Annotated in this window: 17 protein-coding genes; 16 read left to right on the top strand and 1 reads right to left on the bottom strand. The window is 35.2% G+C overall.

The annotated features are described in order from the left end of the window. Positions 1–93 precede the first annotated feature (93 nt). From ACT3CD_RS16560 to ACT3CD_RS16530, 7 genes are all read left to right on the top strand, one after another. Positions 94–2,301, top strand: coding sequence for a peptidase domain-containing ABC transporter (locus ACT3CD_RS16560; protein WP_444646776.1), 2,208 nt, complete (start codon positions 94–96; stop codon positions 2,299–2,301). Positions 2,302–2,307: 6 nt separating this feature from the next. After that, positions 2,308–2,772 carry a hypothetical protein gene (locus tag ACT3CD_RS16555; RefSeq protein ID WP_444646775.1) on the top strand — a complete coding sequence of 155 codons (465 nt, stop codon included), beginning with the start codon at positions 2,308–2,310 and terminating at the stop codon, positions 2,770–2,772. Positions 2,773–3,741: 969 nt separating this feature from the next. Further along, positions 3,742–4,278: a dihydrofolate reductase family protein gene (locus ACT3CD_RS16550; protein WP_444646774.1), complete on the top strand. Its 537-nt coding sequence runs from the start codon at positions 3,742–3,744 to the stop codon at positions 4,276–4,278. 22 nt (positions 4,279–4,300) lie between these two features. Next, positions 4,301–4,486 (top strand): hypothetical protein, encoded by a 186-nt coding sequence (locus ACT3CD_RS16545; RefSeq protein ID WP_444646773.1) that lies wholly within the window; start codon positions 4,301–4,303, stop codon positions 4,484–4,486. A 15-nt stretch (positions 4,487–4,501) separates the two neighbouring features. After that, positions 4,502–4,897 carry a hypothetical protein gene (locus ACT3CD_RS16540; protein WP_444646772.1) on the top strand — a complete coding sequence of 132 codons (396 nt, stop codon included), beginning with the start codon at positions 4,502–4,504 and terminating at the stop codon, positions 4,895–4,897. A gap of 351 nt (positions 4,898–5,248) precedes the next feature. Beyond that, positions 5,249–5,971, top strand: a complete 723-nt coding sequence (locus ACT3CD_RS16535; RefSeq protein ID WP_444646771.1) for a hypothetical protein — start codon at positions 5,249–5,251, stop codon at positions 5,969–5,971. Then, a complete protein-coding gene (locus ACT3CD_RS16530) occupies positions 5,968–6,840 on the top strand; it encodes a hypothetical protein (protein ID WP_444646770.1) in 873 nt (290 codons plus the stop codon). The genes ACT3CD_RS16535 and ACT3CD_RS16530 overlap by 4 nt, the downstream gene beginning before the upstream one ends. Before the next feature lie 220 nt (positions 6,841–7,060). Here ACT3CD_RS16530 and ACT3CD_RS16525 read toward each other — a convergent pair whose 3' ends face one another. Next, complete coding sequence (locus ACT3CD_RS16525; RefSeq protein ID WP_444646769.1) at positions 7,061–7,789, bottom strand: helix-turn-helix domain-containing protein; 729 nt, start codon at positions 7,787–7,789, stop codon at positions 7,061–7,063. A 201-nt stretch (positions 7,790–7,990) separates the two neighbouring features. Between ACT3CD_RS16525 and ACT3CD_RS16520 the strand changes: the two genes are divergently transcribed. The 9 genes from ACT3CD_RS16520 to ACT3CD_RS16480 all read left to right on the top strand — a co-directional run bounded on the left by ACT3CD_RS16520 (position 7,991) and on the right by ACT3CD_RS16480 (position 17,448). Beyond that, positions 7,991–9,574 (top strand): DHA2 family efflux MFS transporter permease subunit, encoded by a 1,584-nt coding sequence (locus tag ACT3CD_RS16520; protein WP_444646768.1) that lies wholly within the window; start codon positions 7,991–7,993, stop codon positions 9,572–9,574. Between the two features lie 411 nt (positions 9,575–9,985). Next, the gene (locus ACT3CD_RS16515) at positions 9,986–10,549 is read left to right on the top strand and encodes a Crp/Fnr family transcriptional regulator (RefSeq protein WP_444646767.1); all 564 of its coding nucleotides are present in this window, start codon (positions 9,986–9,988) and stop codon (positions 10,547–10,549) included. A 74-nt stretch (positions 10,550–10,623) separates the two neighbouring features. Continuing rightward, the gene (locus ACT3CD_RS16510) at positions 10,624–11,088 is read left to right on the top strand and encodes a Dps family protein (RefSeq protein WP_444646765.1); all 465 of its coding nucleotides are present in this window, start codon (positions 10,624–10,626) and stop codon (positions 11,086–11,088) included. A 5-nt stretch (positions 11,089–11,093) separates the two neighbouring features. Continuing rightward, a complete protein-coding gene (locus ACT3CD_RS16505) occupies positions 11,094–11,801 on the top strand; it encodes a peroxiredoxin (protein WP_444646764.1) in 708 nt (235 codons plus the stop codon). A 930-nt stretch (positions 11,802–12,731) separates the two neighbouring features. Continuing rightward, positions 12,732–13,385 (top strand): hypothetical protein, encoded by a 654-nt coding sequence (locus ACT3CD_RS16500; protein WP_444646763.1) that lies wholly within the window; start codon positions 12,732–12,734, stop codon positions 13,383–13,385. A 216-nt stretch (positions 13,386–13,601) separates the two neighbouring features. Continuing rightward, the gene (locus ACT3CD_RS16495; protein ID WP_444646762.1) at positions 13,602–13,868 is read left to right on the top strand and encodes a hypothetical protein; all 267 of its coding nucleotides are present in this window, start codon (positions 13,602–13,604) and stop codon (positions 13,866–13,868) included. Between the two features lie 174 nt (positions 13,869–14,042). Further along, the gene (locus tag ACT3CD_RS16490; protein WP_444646761.1) at positions 14,043–14,681 is read left to right on the top strand and encodes a hypothetical protein; all 639 of its coding nucleotides are present in this window, start codon (positions 14,043–14,045) and stop codon (positions 14,679–14,681) included. A 397-nt stretch (positions 14,682–15,078) separates the two neighbouring features. Next, positions 15,079–16,311, top strand: coding sequence for a hypothetical protein (locus tag ACT3CD_RS16485; RefSeq protein WP_444646760.1), 1,233 nt, complete (start codon positions 15,079–15,081; stop codon positions 16,309–16,311). Positions 16,312–16,647: 336 nt separating this feature from the next. Then, positions 16,648–17,448 (top strand): DUF4328 domain-containing protein, encoded by an 801-nt coding sequence (locus ACT3CD_RS16480; RefSeq protein ID WP_444646759.1) that lies wholly within the window; start codon positions 16,648–16,650, stop codon positions 17,446–17,448. Positions 17,449–17,699: the final 251 nt, after the last annotated feature.

Genomic DNA, 17,699 nt, shown 5'->3' with positions numbered 1-17,699 from the left:
ATGAGTAAAAAAAGTAAAAGCCCGTGCGGCTTGAGCACTTAAATGGAAAATATATTTTTTACCGGACAATAGTGATTCTGATTTTAATATTGTATGAAGTTTCATTTTGTAAAACAACCTGACGCCATGGATTGTGGTCCTGCTTGTATAAGTATGGTAGCACTTTGGTATGGACGTAAGTATTCGTTGGAGTATTTGCGTAGAAGAGCGTTTATCGGGAAGGAGGGGGTTTCGCTTTTGGGGATTAGCAAAGCTGCTGAGAAACTGGGGTTTAAAACCATAGGAGGACGTTTTTCCATAGAAAAACTGGCAAATCAAGTTACTTTGCCCTGTATTTTACACTGGAATCAGAATCATTTTGTTGTATTACATAAAGTTGCAAAAAAACACAAGCAATATGTCTTTCATATGGCCGATCCCGGTATAGGATTACTAAAATACACACAAGAAAAGTTTGTTAATCATTGGATAAGCACTGCTACCAAAAACGAGGAAAAGGGCATTGCCCTTCTGTTAGAACCTACTCCAAAATTTTTCGAGCAGGAGGGAGAACTCTACAAGAAGAAAAGTGGCAAACTTACATTTCTATCCAAATATTTCGCACGTTACAAAAAACTGTTTGTACAGTTGATTATTGGTTTGCTTACAGGCAGCTTAATGCAGCTAATATTCCCGTTTCTTACACAGGCAGTTGTGGATAACGGCATTGCTAATAAAGACATTGTCTTTGTGTGGCTTATCCTGCTGGCACAACTCATGCTGTTGCTGGGTAGGGCAAGTATCGATTTTATACGCCGCCGCATTTTGCTGCACATCAGTACCCGCATTAATGTATCGCTTATTTCCGACTTTTTTATCAAGCTAATGAAGCTGCCTATGAGCTTTTTCGATGTTAAACTATTGGGGGATCTCCTGCAACGTATAGAGGATCATCGTCGGGTAGAACGTTTCCTTACGGCTCAATCCCTTAACCTGTTGTTCTCTGTATTCAGTTTTTTCGTATTTGGAGTTGTTCTAATTATATATAACTTAAAAATATTTCTTGTTTTTCTGATAGGGAGTGTTATTTACGGTGTTTGGATATTGTTTTTTCTAAAAAAACGTCGTGTTCTCGACTATAAAACTTTTGAACAACAAGCCATTAATCGCAACAAAACCTACCAGCTTATCAACGGTATGCAGGAGATAAAGCTACAGGGTTACGAGCAAAATAAGCGTTGGGAGTGGGAAGATACGCAAGCAGACCTGTTTGATGTTAACATGCAAACCCTCAGCTTACAACAATCTCAGGAAGCCGGAAGCATTTTTATTAATGAAACCAAAAACATATTGATTACCGTGTTGGCAGCAGCTGCCGTTATTCATGGACAACTCACCCTGGGTATGATGCTGTCGGTGCAATATATTATTGGACAGTTGAATAGTCCTGTTGAACAGATCATGAATTTTATCTATCAATGGCAAGACGTAAGTATTAGCCTTGATCGAATGAACGAAATTCACCAAAAGCCAGAAGAAGATACAGGAAAAAAGAGCATTGCCACAACACAGCAGTTTGTCCATAAAAATATTGAGCTCAACGATATCTCTTTCGGTTATGAGAATGCCCTTAACAAAAAGGTGTTACGCCATATTAACCTCATCATTCCACATGGCAAAACCACAGCCATTGTTGGAGCCAGTGGAAGTGGAAAAACAACGCTTGTAAAATTATTGTTAGGGTATTATACACCAAAGGAAGGTAAAATACAAATAGGCAAGCTACCCTTTGAACAATTTAACCCCGAATGGTGGCGCAGCCAATGTGGTGCAGTTATGCAAGATGGTTATATTTTTTCAGAATCTATCGCTAAGAATATTACCACATCTGATACGAATGTAGATACTTCCCGGTTGAAACATGCGGCAGAAACCGCTCGTATTCACGAGTTCGTTAGTCAAATGCCTTTGGGGTACAATACTGCCATAGGACAGGAAGGACAAGGAATAAGCCAGGGACAACGCCAACGGATACTTATCGCCCGTGCGGTATATAAGAATCCCGATTTTCTATTTCTGGATGAAGCCACAAACGCCCTTGACGCCAATAACGAAAAAGATATTCTTGAAAACCTGCAAGAGTTCTATAAAGGCAAAACCGTAGTTGTAGTAGCCCACCGATTGAGTACCGTGAAAAATGCAGATCAAATAGTCGTGCTTGATAATGGAAGAATAGCGGAACAAGGCACACATGCAGAATTAACTTCTAAAAAAGGCAAATACTACCATCTGGTAAAAAACCAACTCGAACTTGGAAATTAAAAGATAATGAGTGAAAATAGCAGTATTGAATTAAGAAGTGAAAAAGTCCGCAATATTATCGGACAAATACCTTCCCGTATAATACGGATTGGGATTACTGTAATTTTTGCGGTTGTTATTGCGTTACTACTTGGTGCATATCTTTTCAAATTCGACCATACCATTAATGCAACGGCAGAATTATATAATGAAAACAACAAAATACATTATATTATTGAACTTCCCTATAATAAATTAAAACTCCTGCAAACAGGACAAAAGCTGGTTATACTTGTACACAGTGAAAACAGCCTTCCTGCTACTGTGCAAAATATTGACACCACGCTGCATATAAACAAAGAACAAAGTTACTTTCGGGTTCAGGGTACTATAGACTATCCTGATTTTAAGCTCGACGAACCCATCGAGGGACAGGCGACCGTTTATATTGGCAAAATTAATGTAATTGATTATGCTTTGAATAATAATTAGTTATATTCTTGGTTTAATCAAGTTGTTTGAGATAGAAATAATGCATAAGCCATGAAAAAGAATTAGTTTGAACGATTTATTTCCGTTCGTGCAAATTGTATATATTACTTAGGAAGTAGTTCATATTTCAATCGAAAAGTATTCCTGGTTTTATGCCCATTATTTCCATGACTATTTCCTGCCAGATTTTATCTGTCGGCATAGATGGCGGAGTCACCTTCAGATGCAAGCGGATTATGGCAAGAGACTTTACCTTTGCAGCACTCGACGTGAGCTGTGAGTGGGGAAATGTCCCTACGCAACTGTAGATGAGATGGTGGAATCGCCCCCCCAGAATCTGCTTTATAGGAGCCGGTTCTAAACTGCTTTTCTGATGCGAGCGAAGTGATTTGATGGTGTGTGAAGCGAGAAAAGAAAAGGCAGGCAAAGATCTGTCAAGTATGGATAAAGGAGATGAGCGAAAGCGAACCTGGCGATGACGCATCGAGAAGGCAATACTTGTTGTCAAAACCGAGGAATGTCGAGGTCTCAGGGATAAGCATAACGGACGACCTGTTTTACTGGTTATGCGGCAACCGTTGTAGAGCAGGCATGACTTTTATCTGGGCTCATTTACGCAACGCAGGAAGCCTTATGGTAATGATAAAGGGAAACACCAGGCAGAACAACTGCAAGACCATTACCAATGTGCCATAAGGTGGTGGACTAACTCGTAGTAGTGATGAAGCTTCTGTAATGGGAGTGGAGCAAAGGGGTTAGCTATTGTAGTTAAATTAATTACCAACCTGAAAGGGGGTGAGTTTCCAAATTTTGCTACATTAGAAGAGCCGTATGACGGGAGACTGTCACGTACGATTCTGTGAGAGGGGGAGGTGGAATTCCTCCTTACTACTCGACCAATTTATCGTTGGCGGTCAGGCGAAAAAGACGACAAACAACACAAAACAGACAAATTAGAAATAAACATCAATGCGACAATTATCACTTTTTATAGCGACAAGTTTAGACGGATACATTGCGAAACCAAATGATGACCTCAGTTTTCTGAAATTAGTTGAAAAAGAAGGAGAGGACTACGGTTATGCAAAATTCACGGCAAACATTGACACCATAATTCTGGGTAGAAAAACCTATGATTATGTGCTCAAAGAAATTGGTTCTTCTCATTATGACAACGGACAACGAGACGTGTATGTCATTACAAGAACTGCAAGACCGAGTGTAGGGAGAATAACTTTTTATACAGGAAATTTGACTGAATTAGTAGAACAACTCAAATTCGAGAGCGGAAAAAATATCTATTGTGACGGTGGAGCAGAAATAGTGAACGAACTTTTGAAAAGCGACTTGATTGACGAATTTATTATTTCAATTGTACCTATCCTGGTTGGTAATGGAACACGACTTTTCAAAAACGGCAGACCTGAACAACAACTTGAACTGGTGAATTCAGAAACGTTCGACACAGGACTAACGCAACTGCATTATAAACGGAAAAGAAATTGAATTTCATGATTTTTTTAGAATAATGGCTGATTTTGCAGAGAGCGTTGATGATACAAGATTGCAGGACAAATTGATAAACGCATTAAATAGACCAAACCCTTTTCAAAACTTTAAATGGCAAATTGATAATTCTGGTGAGTATCGACAGCAGTGGTTTGATTTTAAAAAATGCGTTATAGTCAGTGCGTTAAAGAGCAGATTGAATTAAGAAACTTTGATTTTAATGAATAACGCTGATTTAGATAAAGAGGTAAAAAGATTGGTACACTCAAATCGTTATGAGAAAGGGTATGTTTGCTCTGTGGATATATTTTTGCAACTTGACTACTTGACAAAAAAAGATTATGAAGACTGGCGATTTGGACGCATTGATTATCTTGAGAGAGTATGCAAAGCTAACTTGAGTATACTCACTTTGATTAATAAGCTGATTAGAAAATACTCGACTGAATTAGATTTAAAAAGCTCTTGGACTGGGTATAATAAATATGGTAAAGGAGTAAAACATCAATTAAGATTTAGTAAATCAGGAGATAGAACGATTGAGGAAAAATACGCAACGCATTATATTGACAAAAATAGAATGATTGAATTAAAAGAAAAGAAAGTCAGTATGTAATATATAGGAGTATAAGCGGTCGGCACGACCGCGCGATTACTACAGGTTGAAGAACATCCCGGTAGAACTACAACTAAATACTATGGACCTACTGTCGTTTTTTTATGTTTTTGAGAAGAATATTCATGCTTGCATTGAGCTGTTTTTGTTCAAATTATTGGATAGATATCAGCGAATTAGTACATTCAGTGTCTGTTTTTCCGGAAATCATGGGCAAAAGACAATATATATACAATAACGTTTTTGGGTTATAAATGATAATGGCGGGAGGGGTGCGTTAGGCAAAATACAAAAGAACATACAGTAAAAATTAAACTTATTGATAACAAACCTATTAATATTTAACAGACAATGAAAAAATCATATGGATTATTAATTATTTCTGCATTGATTCTTTTCAGTTCATGCAATCCCAAAATTTCAACAAGTTTAAGTAGGTCTTATCCACCATTAGATTACAAACAAGATATTGTAGTTATTGGATTAGACCAATCCGAACCTGATAATTCTGAGGTTTTAGGGCAAGTTAAAATTGGAGATACAGGTTTTAGTACAAAATGTAGCTATGACATCGTGATTGATAGAGCAAAATTAGAAGCCAGAAAGGCAGGAGGAAATGCAATTAAAATTATTAAGCACGCACCACCATCTGCAATGGGAAGTACATGCCACAGGATTACTGCCAAAATATTAAAAGTTGAAAATATTGATAATTATACATCTAAAGCTGAGGAAGAGGTGTTGCTAGATGTTGATTACGCTATAATAAACGTTTATAGATACAGTGGTGCAGGAGCATTGGTTAGCTATGATTTATTCCTTGGCGATTCTGTAATTTGCCGAGTGAGGAATAACTTTAAAAAAACAATTCACATTAAAAAGGATGGGCTGAATTCTCTATGGGCTAAAACGGAAGCAAAATCTGAAGTGCCAATTGATGTTATAATGGGTAAAACATATTATTTGCGTTGTGGAATTACAATGGGAGCTTTTGTTGGACGCCCTAAATTGGAACTGGTTGATAGTAAAACAGGAAAATCGGAATTCGAATCTTTTAAAGCAAAGAATCAATGAGAAAATTACTAATTCTAGGAATCCTAATCTTTGTTTCTAACTCGATATTTTCTCAGGATTTAATTGTAACAAACGGGGGAGATTCGATTAATTGTAAAATAACGAAAGTGAAAAAAGATAATATCTATTTCACTTTTAAACACAAAGATGATATTAGAAGCACGTTACTACCTGTATCAAATATTAAAACACATCAATTTGATTATTTCCAAACTAGTGAAGTGCCAAAAGACAAAGTTGTGGGTTATGAAAACTTTCAACATTTTAGGATTGCAATAAATGGCGGATATAGTTACCAAATTTCAAAAGTTGCTGAAAGTGTTCCAAGTGATTTTAAAGATTACATAAGAGAATTAAAATCTGGATATCATTTCGGAGGAGATTTGACTTATTATTTCACTGAACCATTAGGTTTTGGATTTAAGTACTATCTATTTAAGTCATCAAATAGTTTAGATAATATTTATCTCGAAGACAATGATGGTAATAGAACTTACGGTAGAATGAGTGATGATTTGACAATTTTATTCATTGGTCCGACATTTTCGACCAGACTTTTGAACCATGATAAAAAAAATGCTTTTCTCATGAATTTGTCTTTAGGTTATATGGGTTATTCCAACGATAAAGTTATAATTGATAAGTATAAAATGACTGGTAGTACAATGGGATTATCCCTTGATGTTGGATACGATATTGGTCTGTCAGAAAATTTATCGTTAGGATTTCAGATTTCATTTTTGACAGGAACCTTATTTGAATATGACTGGAATGATGGAACAAAGATAGAAACGATTGAATTAGAAAAAGGTGAGTATGAAAGCTTAAATCGCATTGATTTTTCAGTTGGATTAAGGTTCAGTAAATAAGTATGTAGCCTAATATGTCGGGGTCTGTCTAACCTGGCAGGAAAGTGCCACGCAATCGGCTGAGTATTCTTATACTCAACGTTACCGTTCATTGAAAAATTCTAATATTTTATTTGTTTATAATTTGTCTCTCAGTTGTCATCTGGAACTCGCCGGAATAGTCATTCACCTGTGTGAGAGATTACCCGCATGCTCGTTTCATTTTATAATCATATTTGTATCATTTATTTCTATACTGTTTGGGAGACAAGCCTGAATGACGTTTAAAAAATTTGCAAAAAGACGACTGGTCAGGAAAATTTAGTCCTTCTGAAATTTCCAGAATGGATTTTGAAGTAGAGTTTAATTGTAGTTTTATTTCCGTCATTATATAATCATCAATAACTTTTTTTGCACTTTGTCCTCTTACCTCATAGGTTACAATCGAAAGATATTTTGGTGTTATATTTAGTTTGTTAGCATAAAATGCAACCTCTCTGCTTTCATTGAAATATTGCATTATCAGGTTAATAAAAGTTTTTGCAATTTCAATTCTACGGGTGTTTTTAACCTTATCCTTCAGTAATTTATGGTGGATACCATTGTAGATATTAAGGTAAAATACACGTGACAGACTTATAATAATTTCGTTTCGAAAAATATTCTCCACCTCTTCGTATTTGCTTTTTATGAGTTCCATAAATTCGACGTCGGCTTTGTATATTTCTTCAGGGGCATTAAATACCGGGTTTTCCTTTAGAAATACTTCAAATTCCGGTGAAAATCGAAACAATATATTTTGCAATATTTCTATGGTGTAAGAAATATAAGTCAAAGAAAAATTCTCACTTACCTGTTTTTGCTCTATTATCTGCATAGGAAAAACGGTAAGAATAGCTCCTTTTTCAAAATGGTGTTTAATGAAATCAATCTCCACATCGGCACATCCGTTTGTACATATACATGTCATTCCTCTTGTTAAACGTTCCGGTGAATTTTGAATAGGTAGTCTTGTATAATGTAATCCTATAGAGAAATTATTGTCTAGATATATATTGGGATTTGGAAATTCGTAATCGCTTAACATTATTTATAATTTCTCTTTATGACTATTAATGATGTTTGTTTTGTAATTAAATTACGAATATACTGGAAATAATGACAAGTTTAAGTGAAAAACAGAACTGACATTATAGTTGAAAATTTTATTGTTTTGTATCTCAATTCTAAGAACAATAAAATGATAAAGAACAATATTGAAACATACGAAGAAACTATTTCTGAAATAGCAAGAAAAGGTAATGTTGAGGATTCCCAACAAGCACCAAAGCCCCAATCAGAACTTACAAGAAAACAACAGATTCTGATTATGCTACCTTTACTAATTGGTGGTTTTATAGCATTACTAAACGAAACGATTCTAAATGTGGCTTTCCCAAATTTGATGTCAGGTTTGGGGGTTTCTTTAGGTACTGTGCAATGGTTAGGTACTGCTTACCTTTTGATTATAGGTATTTTGGTTCCTGTAACTGCATTTCTAATAAAAACTTTTACAACTAAAAAGTTATACCTGTTTGCTATGCTTTTGTTCACTGTTGGTACAACACTATGTGGCGTTTCGCAAAATTTTACGCTTTTATTGATTTCAAGAATACTCCAGGGCGCTGGTACAGGTATGCTGCTGCCAATTATGATGGATACGGTTATGGCTATTTTTCCTCCGGCAAAACGGGGGGCTGCAATGGGAATTAGCATGATGGTGGTGATTTCAGCACCAGGAGTTGGACCAACATTGTCGGGTTATGTTTTGAAACATTTAGACTGGCACTGGCTGTTTTTTATTATGCTTCCTATAGCTGTTGTTGCAAGTGTTTTAGGAATGCTATTCCTGAAAAGTTATTCCACTTTAACAAAACCAAAAATTGATGTTTTTTCCATTCTTTTTTCTACCATAGGATTTGGAGGGTTGATATTTGGGCTTGCTTCCATAGAAACATTAGGTCTGTGGAATGTTGTAACCTTTGTTCCTCTATTGTGTGGGCTTGCAGGTTTGTTTATTTTTTCAAAACGACAGTTGGCGCTGAAACAACCTATGCTGGAACTTAGGGTTTTCCGTTATCCCATGTTTTTACTTGGTACAATCATTCTATTCTTATCTTTTTTAATACCCTTTGCTACAAATATAATTTTGCCAACCTATATGCAAAATGCTTTAGATATAAATGTGTTTACTGCAGGATTGGCAATGTTACCCGGTAGTATTATGATGGTGTTTCTTATTCCATTGTCAGGCCGTTTTTACGACAAAATAGGAGCAAAACCTATCGTTGTTGCCGGCTTTATACCTTTAATAATAAGTATGTTCTTTTTGTCTCGTATTTCTATGACCACAGCGTTGACAACACTTGTTGTTTTTCATATTTTAATGTGTGCTGGAATTGCTTTGATTATCACGCCATTGCAAACAAATTCATTAAATCAACTTCCTAAGAAATATATGGCTCATGGTGTTGCCATTCTAAATACTTCGCAACAAATTGCTGCGGCTTTTGGTTCTTCGTTATTTATTGGATTAATGGGAGCTCAATATGTCAAATATCTTAAGCTTATAGAGAAACCAGACCTTACACAACAACATCTTGCCACAATTGATGGTGCCACAACTTCATTTACAGTAGCCTTTGTGGTTGTTTTAACAGGTTTGCTTATGTCTTTTTTTATAAAACGAAGAAAAGGAATAACATCCGAAAATTAATACATTTCAATAGATACGGGTAAAATCGACATTGATAAAACGGTTAAATTTATTCTGAATTATTTGAAACAGAGATAGTACAAAAGCTCAAATTAATATCAACCGTATAATTAATAAACTTTCCGATATATTAAGAATGTCTACTGACGTTGTAAACACTGTTGTTTCAGTATCATTCATATCAACATTAAATGTATTTTGTTACTCCTCAAAAACGACGAAACGCTAACACGCGATATACGTAAGCCGGGGGATTGCGGGTAATTTAAACTTTTGTATATTTACTTAAAATCGCAACGGTTTGATAGGTTGGAATTTCGAAACCCCGGCCGTTACATATTTGCCATCCGTTGGCGGTAATGTAAAACGACACCCCGACCGCTTTTACAGATTATTTATATTTTAGTAAACATGAATGATTTTATAGAACAAGCTGATTTTATATCACCTTTATCAACGGAGGCAAAAGCCGACTTAATGATTTATTTAAAGCAAAGTTATTTTGAGAAAGGAAAAATGATAAATCAGAAAGGGAAAATTTCTCGTCGTTTTTATTTTATTGAAAGTGGTCTGTTAAAACATTACTATTACTATAATGGGAATCAATTTATTTTGCGTTTCTTTTGTGAAAAGCGCTTTGCAACAATTTCTGATAGTTTCTTAAAAAACATTCCAGCCGAATATTCAACGATAGCTTTGGAAGATACAACTCTGATATATTTAGAATATGATGACTTGGAAAAGATTTGTGCCAAACATCATTCTTTTGAGCATTTTATAAGGATAGTTATTTCAAATATGTCAATAATGGCTATCGACCGTTTAAAATCCATGCTTCATTTAAATGCTACTGAACGATATCAAAACTATCTCACAGAATATGGTCATTTGCAACAGAGAATAAGTTTAGGTGATACGGCTAGTTTTTTAGGGATATCACAGGTTTCTTTGAGCCGATTAAGGGCAAGAAAGTAGCTTTTTAACATTTGTAAAAAAATATCAGAATTGTATGATTTATTTTTGTTTTAAATAATAAAAAAAACAGAGATATGAATAATATTGGATTACAAAAGGATTATTCCGAAGAAGCAGTAGGAAAGTTAAATGCTTATTTAAGCAGTTTGCAAATTGCGTACATGAACGTTCGTGGATACCACTGGAATATTGTAGGTAAACAATTTTTTGTGCTTCATTCAAAATTTGAAGAGGTTTACAACAATCTTAATGAGATGGCAGATGAAGTAGCTGAACGCATTCTTATTCTTGGAGGAAAGCCTCTACATTCATTTTCTGAATACCTTAAGATTTCAGAAATTAACGAGCAAACAAATGTAAGTTCAGCTGACGATACAGTAAAAAATCTTCTGGAAGAAACCCGGAAACTATTGGCAACTGAGCGTGAAATCCTTTCGTTCGCTTCAGAAAATGGAGACGAAGGAACAGTAGGCATGTTGTCGGAGTATATCGGAGAACAGGAAAAAATGATTTGGATGTTAAATGCACAATTAAAATAATTATTATGGCATGTGTGAATGGTATTAAACCACTTAAAAAGAAAGTAAAAAAAGAAAATTTAGATATTAATACAGAAAATAAAGAGGAGAAAAAAAATATGAGCGCAACAATGGTAAGACAAGAAATGCCTGAATTTGAGATGGAAGCTTATGACGCAAAAACAGGACATTATAAAACAGTTTCAAGTGCCGATTATAAAGATAAATGGACAGTAGTTTGCTTTTACCCAGCTGATTTTACTTTTGTCTGCCCAACAGAGATTGCAGCGATGAATGCACATTATGATGAATTTGAGAAACTTGGGGTAGAGCTTTTGCCTGTATCTGTGGACTCAAAATTCTCGCACAAAAGATTTGTTGAAACTGAACCAATTCTAAAAGGACTTAAATTAACAATTGGTGCAGATACAACAAAAGAAGTTGCGCGTGCTTTCGGTGTACTTATTGAAGAAGAAGGTGTCGCACTTAGAGGACGTTTCCTTTTCAACCCTGATGGAGTGTGTGTTGCACAAGAAGTACAGGCTGATTCTGTTGGTAGAAACGTCAATGAATTTTTAAGACAAATTCAAGCATGGCAACATGCCAGCAAAACTGGTGAAGTTTGTCCTGCTGGTTGGAGACCCGGGAAAAAGACCTTGCCAGTTCAAGAAAAAGTAGAAGAAATGACAGGTAAAGTTGGCGATTTCATTACTTTGGATGAGATTTTAAGTTAATACAAGACAAGGTATATCAAACCCGCTAATATTTTGTATGATTAATAGCGGGGTAAGTGACTGATTAAAAGCATTTACCCCGCTTTGGTATTTATGCTGTTTGATAGGTTTGATGCCCGAAATACGCTACTACTCATTGTGTGCCAAAAATCTGTACATCGGCATAAAACCGTGCAGAATGCTTTATTTGAGATGGTGGAAAGCAGTTATATGCTTGACCCACCGATGTCGTTTTACAGGAAGGGGCATCAATTGAAGCGAAGCGTAAATCATGAGTTCCATAAAAAGCAAATATTGTACGAACTAAACCTCCTAAAGGTGCTTTGGTAAAGAGCCATGGTACTGAGCGTTTAGGAAAAGGCTATCCACGAGATAGCACAGGTAAGGATATAGGAGCTGAACGAGAGTGAATCCTTGATGAGGAGTCGGGAAGTTGCACATCCAGTCAAAAGCTACAGGGCTGAGCGTAAAGGAACAGTCCGGTGGCCTGTTTTAGTGAAGAGCCAGGTTGTGGGGCTGCGAAACGGAGTGATAAGTATAGCAGAAACCTGAATTACTGGCTATACGGCCGGCGTCTTTCAGTGGGCAGGAACTATATCCGGGCTTAATTACGGAACTCGGGAACCTGCGGGGCGATGCCAAGGGAGGGGCGCAACGCGATCACCCCGGGTTGAACGACATCCCGCCAGGACTACAACTGACTGTCGTTTTTTATGTTTTTGAGAAGAATATTTATGCTTGCATTGAGCTGTTTTTGTTCAAATTATTGGATAGATATCAGCGAATTAGTACATTCAGTGTCTGTTTTTCCGGAAATCACGGGCAAAAGACAATATATATACAATAACGTTTTTGGGTTATAAATGATAATGCCTCTATGGAGGCGTTGTAACCCATGCAAATATCAATAACCATAAAAATTATATGAGAATGAGAATTTATCAAGTCTTAGTGTTTATATTAATATTAGCATCATGTTCAAAGGATGATGATGTAGTAATTAAAAAGGAAATATTTTTCCCTTTGTCAGTTGGGAATGAATGGAAGTATGATATTTTTAATGTTAATGCCGAACAAAATTTAAGTGAACATACTTTTTCAGTTGCAAAGGATACTTCTATAAGTAAAGATAATAAGGAATACAATTTTTTTGTAGTTGAAAGTTATCGATCATCCAATCAGGAAAATAACTGGAATATATTTTGGGGCCATGATGATGATGGGAATCTATTGCAATATGGTGCACGAGTAAATGCTACATCGATCTTTGATATGTCAATTCAATATAAAAAGAATGTAAATGTTGGTGATATTTGGAATTATAACCATTTAATTTATAATGAGGAAGATGGGCTAAGAGCTGAAGCAAATGAAATTGAATGTGTTCAATTAGATACAATCATAGAAACATCTGCCGGTGAATTCACATGCATTAAATATTATGACAAATTTAAGAGATATGAAGAAGATGACGAAAAACGATTTTTCTATGTTGATCCAAAGGTGGGACTTATAAAGTTTACTTTGATTTATAATGGTGAGATTGAAAGTGAGATGTCATTAAAAGAATATTCAATTGAGTAATACAATTTATTAGAAAGGAAAGCACAGGATTACAACACGCGTTATAGTGCATGGCTAAGTACCATATTTATAGCAATTTTCGTCCATAAATGAGCATTCTTTACGGCCAGAAATATCTACCAAGAAGATTAGCCACGCACCATAGCGCTGGACGTTGTGGGCAATAAAGAGACAATGCACCGTTGAAATTAGAAATTTAATACTAAACCAATAGTTATGATAAAGAAATTAATATTTATAGTAGCAATTATTGGATTGATAAGCTGTGAGAAAGAAAAGACTGAAACAACTCCTGAGTATAGTTGGGAAAAAATCACAGAAATGTCTAATCGAAATTTTACGACAGGAACAGTCATAAATGACCAACTTGTGTTGATGTCAAAAGATTCTATTGTTACTTTTGACAAAGACCATAAGATTCTTAATACACAAATAATTTCAGGGGAAAAGTCTGTAGAAACTCGCTCAGCATACATATTTTAGAATTCGGAGATTCTAAGTATTCCGATTTACTATTTTCCAAGACCTGGGAGTACGGATTCTATTTCGATTTGCTTTCAAGGAATTGGTAGTAATAAAAAATCAGAAGTTGAACATAGGCAAATCCCGCATTATCTGACACGAGGTTACAAAACCAGAATGTTCGAGTCAGACATTATGTCAAATTATGGAGATGATTTTTCTGTAATTATGCATGGTTGGGATAAATCAGATGTTTCGGGAACAGATAAAACAGATGATTATTATAGCATTTTAAGGGTTAATGTAAATCAAACGGGGGGCTTGTCTGGTAATGTAGATAAGATGATTGAGATACCAGAATTGCCGTTTTTTAATAGCCCTGAAAAGTATGATTTAGTAAGATTTAAAGACTTTGATTATGTATTGACTTCAGATGGTACATATGTGATTAGTGGTAATGGATATCAAACCAAAATAGAATCGACACAAGCAATTTTCAAAGATTCTGAGAATGTCATGCAGCTAAGTGGAAACGCTGTTTTTATAAGTAATGATGGTTCTTCATGGACTAAAAAAATAGATATTGAATCAAATGTAAATTGGAGCACAACAAAAGTTTCAAATATGTTTGATAATTTATTAATTGATTATGGATGGTCAATGTGGCTAAAGTATGCGGATTTGGAAACTGGAAAAACCTATAACATTACAGATAAAGGACTGTCTGATTCAGATGGGGCATTTTTATTAAAGTTCAATGGATATTATTATTACGGACTTGAAAATGAATTAGTTTATCGAATTAAGATTTCAGAAGCAATTGAGGCTGATTAATTACTGCCCACAATATATAGGCGTATGAGCGGTCGGCACGACCCAGCGATCATCCTGGGTTGAACGACATCCCGCCAGGACTACAACTGACTGTTATTTTTTATGTTTTTGGGAAGAATATTCATGCTTGCATTGAGCTGTTTTTGTTCAACTTGTTTGATAAATATCAGCGAATTAGTACATTCAGTGTCTGTTTTTCCGGAAATCACGGGCAAAAGACAATATAAATACAATAAAGCTTTTGGATCGGAAATGATGATGGCGGGCTGGCAGATTAGCGGTAATAAAACCTGAACCCTACATAATATGAAACGAGCCATATGAATTGATTCATACACAGGAAAATGATTAAGCTAGGCGAGTTCCATATGGCAACTGAAAAACAAATTATAATCATATGAAAAAACTTGCATTGATTATTTTATTACTTCCAATAATACAGGTATTTGGACAGAAAGATACTTTAAGAAAATTTACAGATTATAGCTTTATAATACAGGATACGCCATCTCAATTATTTACAATGAGACAGGTGAATCAAAGTTATTTGTCAGGTTACAGATTATTTGCTAAAGGACTTTATACAGTTTCAAAAAATGATATTGTGGCAGACCTGCTTCAAATAGGTATTCAATCATTATTTTTTCTGCCATTTACGCACGAAGAAGGACATCGTTCAATTCTGACCGCAAATAATATCGGTTCAATCTCTCAACCATATTTCAATAAATACGGAGCTGCTTATGTGAAAGGTGTCACTGACCAAACACTTCAAGACCTTAGAGATACTGATTTACCGACGTATATCAGGCTGCATTCGGGTGGTCTGGAATCTGATTATATGTTGACTAAACGTATGGAGACAATCGGAAGCTTTGAGAAAGATGATTTTAAATATTACAAATGGGAATATTGGTTTCGAAAATTAGGAATCTTACAATATTATGTCACAGGGCTTTTGGGATTTGAAATTGACCTTGAAGAAGAAGATAATGAATTGGAACGAGATGTTGTTGGATATGATACTTATGGAGCTGCAAGGCATTTATATCGTCCTGATATGGATTTTTACCGGTACACAAAATACAAAGACTTAACAAGTGACGAAAAGAAATATGTTCATAGAATGGGGTATCGTTCGTTGCTAAACTTATTAAATCCATTGATGATTGGTAAAGGGAATTTTAAAGCCGGAGAAAATATAAGTTATAATATTGGTATGGGCTACACCATGGCTCCATTTGGAGATTTTATAGACGAAAATATTTGGATTAAGTACAAAGACTTTAATATTCATGGTTATGCAAGACAATTTCAAAATCGTAATAATTGGTTCCATGGCTTTGGTCTTAGTTTGATTGATTTAAAACTGCACAATAGGATTTACTCAAATATATCTGGCCACTTTTGGAATCAGCCCGATGATTATGACTTTAATACAAATGAATCTTTTTCTGGAGGTGCTGTCGATATGGATTTAAGATATTTCTTTTTTAATAATAGAGGGAGTTGGTTAAAAGGATTTTCTTTTGACTTAGGAATGATTTATAAAACAGAAGGATTTCTACCTGAAGAATTATATTTTGAGGAAAATCTGGGACTTAGGATTGGAACAACAATAAGACTATGAATTAATTACTCCCGCCAATACAGGGGGCTCAGCGGTCGGCACGACCCCGCGATCACCCCGGGTTGAACGACATCCCGCCAGGACTACAACTGACTGTCGTTTTTTATGTTTTTGGGAAGAATATTCATGTTCGCATTGATCTGTTTTTGTCCAACTTATTTGATAGATATCAGCGAATTAGTACATTCAGTGTCTGTTTTTCCTGAAATCATGGGCAAAAGACAATATAAATACAATAACGTTTTTGGGTTATAAATGAGGATGGCGGAAGGGGTGCGTTGTGTGTAATTTTCTAAAAGATTAAAAAGTAATAATAAACTTTATCAATTGAAAAAAATGAATAAACTAGATTTTTGTAAAAAATGTAAAAAGCGAAAATTCGACACTAAACAAGGGGTTGTGTGTAGTTTAACCAATGAGAAACCTGCTTTTGAAGATAACTGTCCTGATTTTGAGAACGATGCAATAGTAAAAGAATATAAGGGGTTGAAATTAAAACCAAATGCCCAAAGAGCTAAGATATTACTAACATTCATTTGGATTGTATTAGGATTAGAAGTTATTTCCTTGATTTCAAGTGGACTCCAGTATGATTTATTACAGATAATCGCAAATGGTGGAGAAATAACTAACGATGCTGCAACAGCTAATGATTTGAGGGAGAAAATTATAGCAATACTGTATATGATTGCTTATGTAATATCAGGAGTGCTTTTTATTATGTGGTTTAGGAGAGCATATTTCAATTTACATCAAAAGGTTCAAAAACTATCATTTGACGAAGGTTGGGCTGCGGGATGTTGGTTTGTACCATTTGTTAACTTGTATCGTCCCTTTCAGATAATGAAAGAGCTATATGAGGAAACAAGAAGGATAATATTGGATATGGATAATACGTCCCAAATTGACTTGACTACAAATTTTTTAGGATTATGGTGGACTTTGTGGATTGCAAATGGAATATTAGGCCAAATTATTTATAGATTATCAAGTAATGCAAATACTTTACCTGAACTTCAGACAGGAACAATATTTGATATAATAGGTGAAGTTTTAGGAGTTGGATTATGCATTGTGACAATAAAAATTATCAAATCTTATTCAGAAATAGAAGGATTATTAGAGACCGAGGATTAAAACTGTACATAATATTTAGGCGTATGAGCGGTCGGCACGACCCCGCGATCACCCCGGGTTGAACGACATCCCGCCAGGACTACAACTGACTGTCGTTTTATATGTTTTTGGGAAGAATATTCATGTTCGCATTGAGCTGTTTTTGTCCAACTTATTGGATAGATATCAGCGAATTAGTACATTCAGTGTCTGTTTTTCCGGAAATCAGGGGCAAAAGACAATATAAATACAATAACGTTTTTGGGTTATAA

It is taken from the genome of Geofilum sp. OHC36d9 (assembly GCF_052400685.1).
Lineage (GTDB): Bacteria > Bacteroidota > Bacteroidia > Bacteroidales > Marinilabiliaceae > CAZHHH01.
The sequence above is the reverse complement of the archived record's forward strand: the minus strand, read 5'-3'. Positions and strand labels throughout refer to the sequence as shown.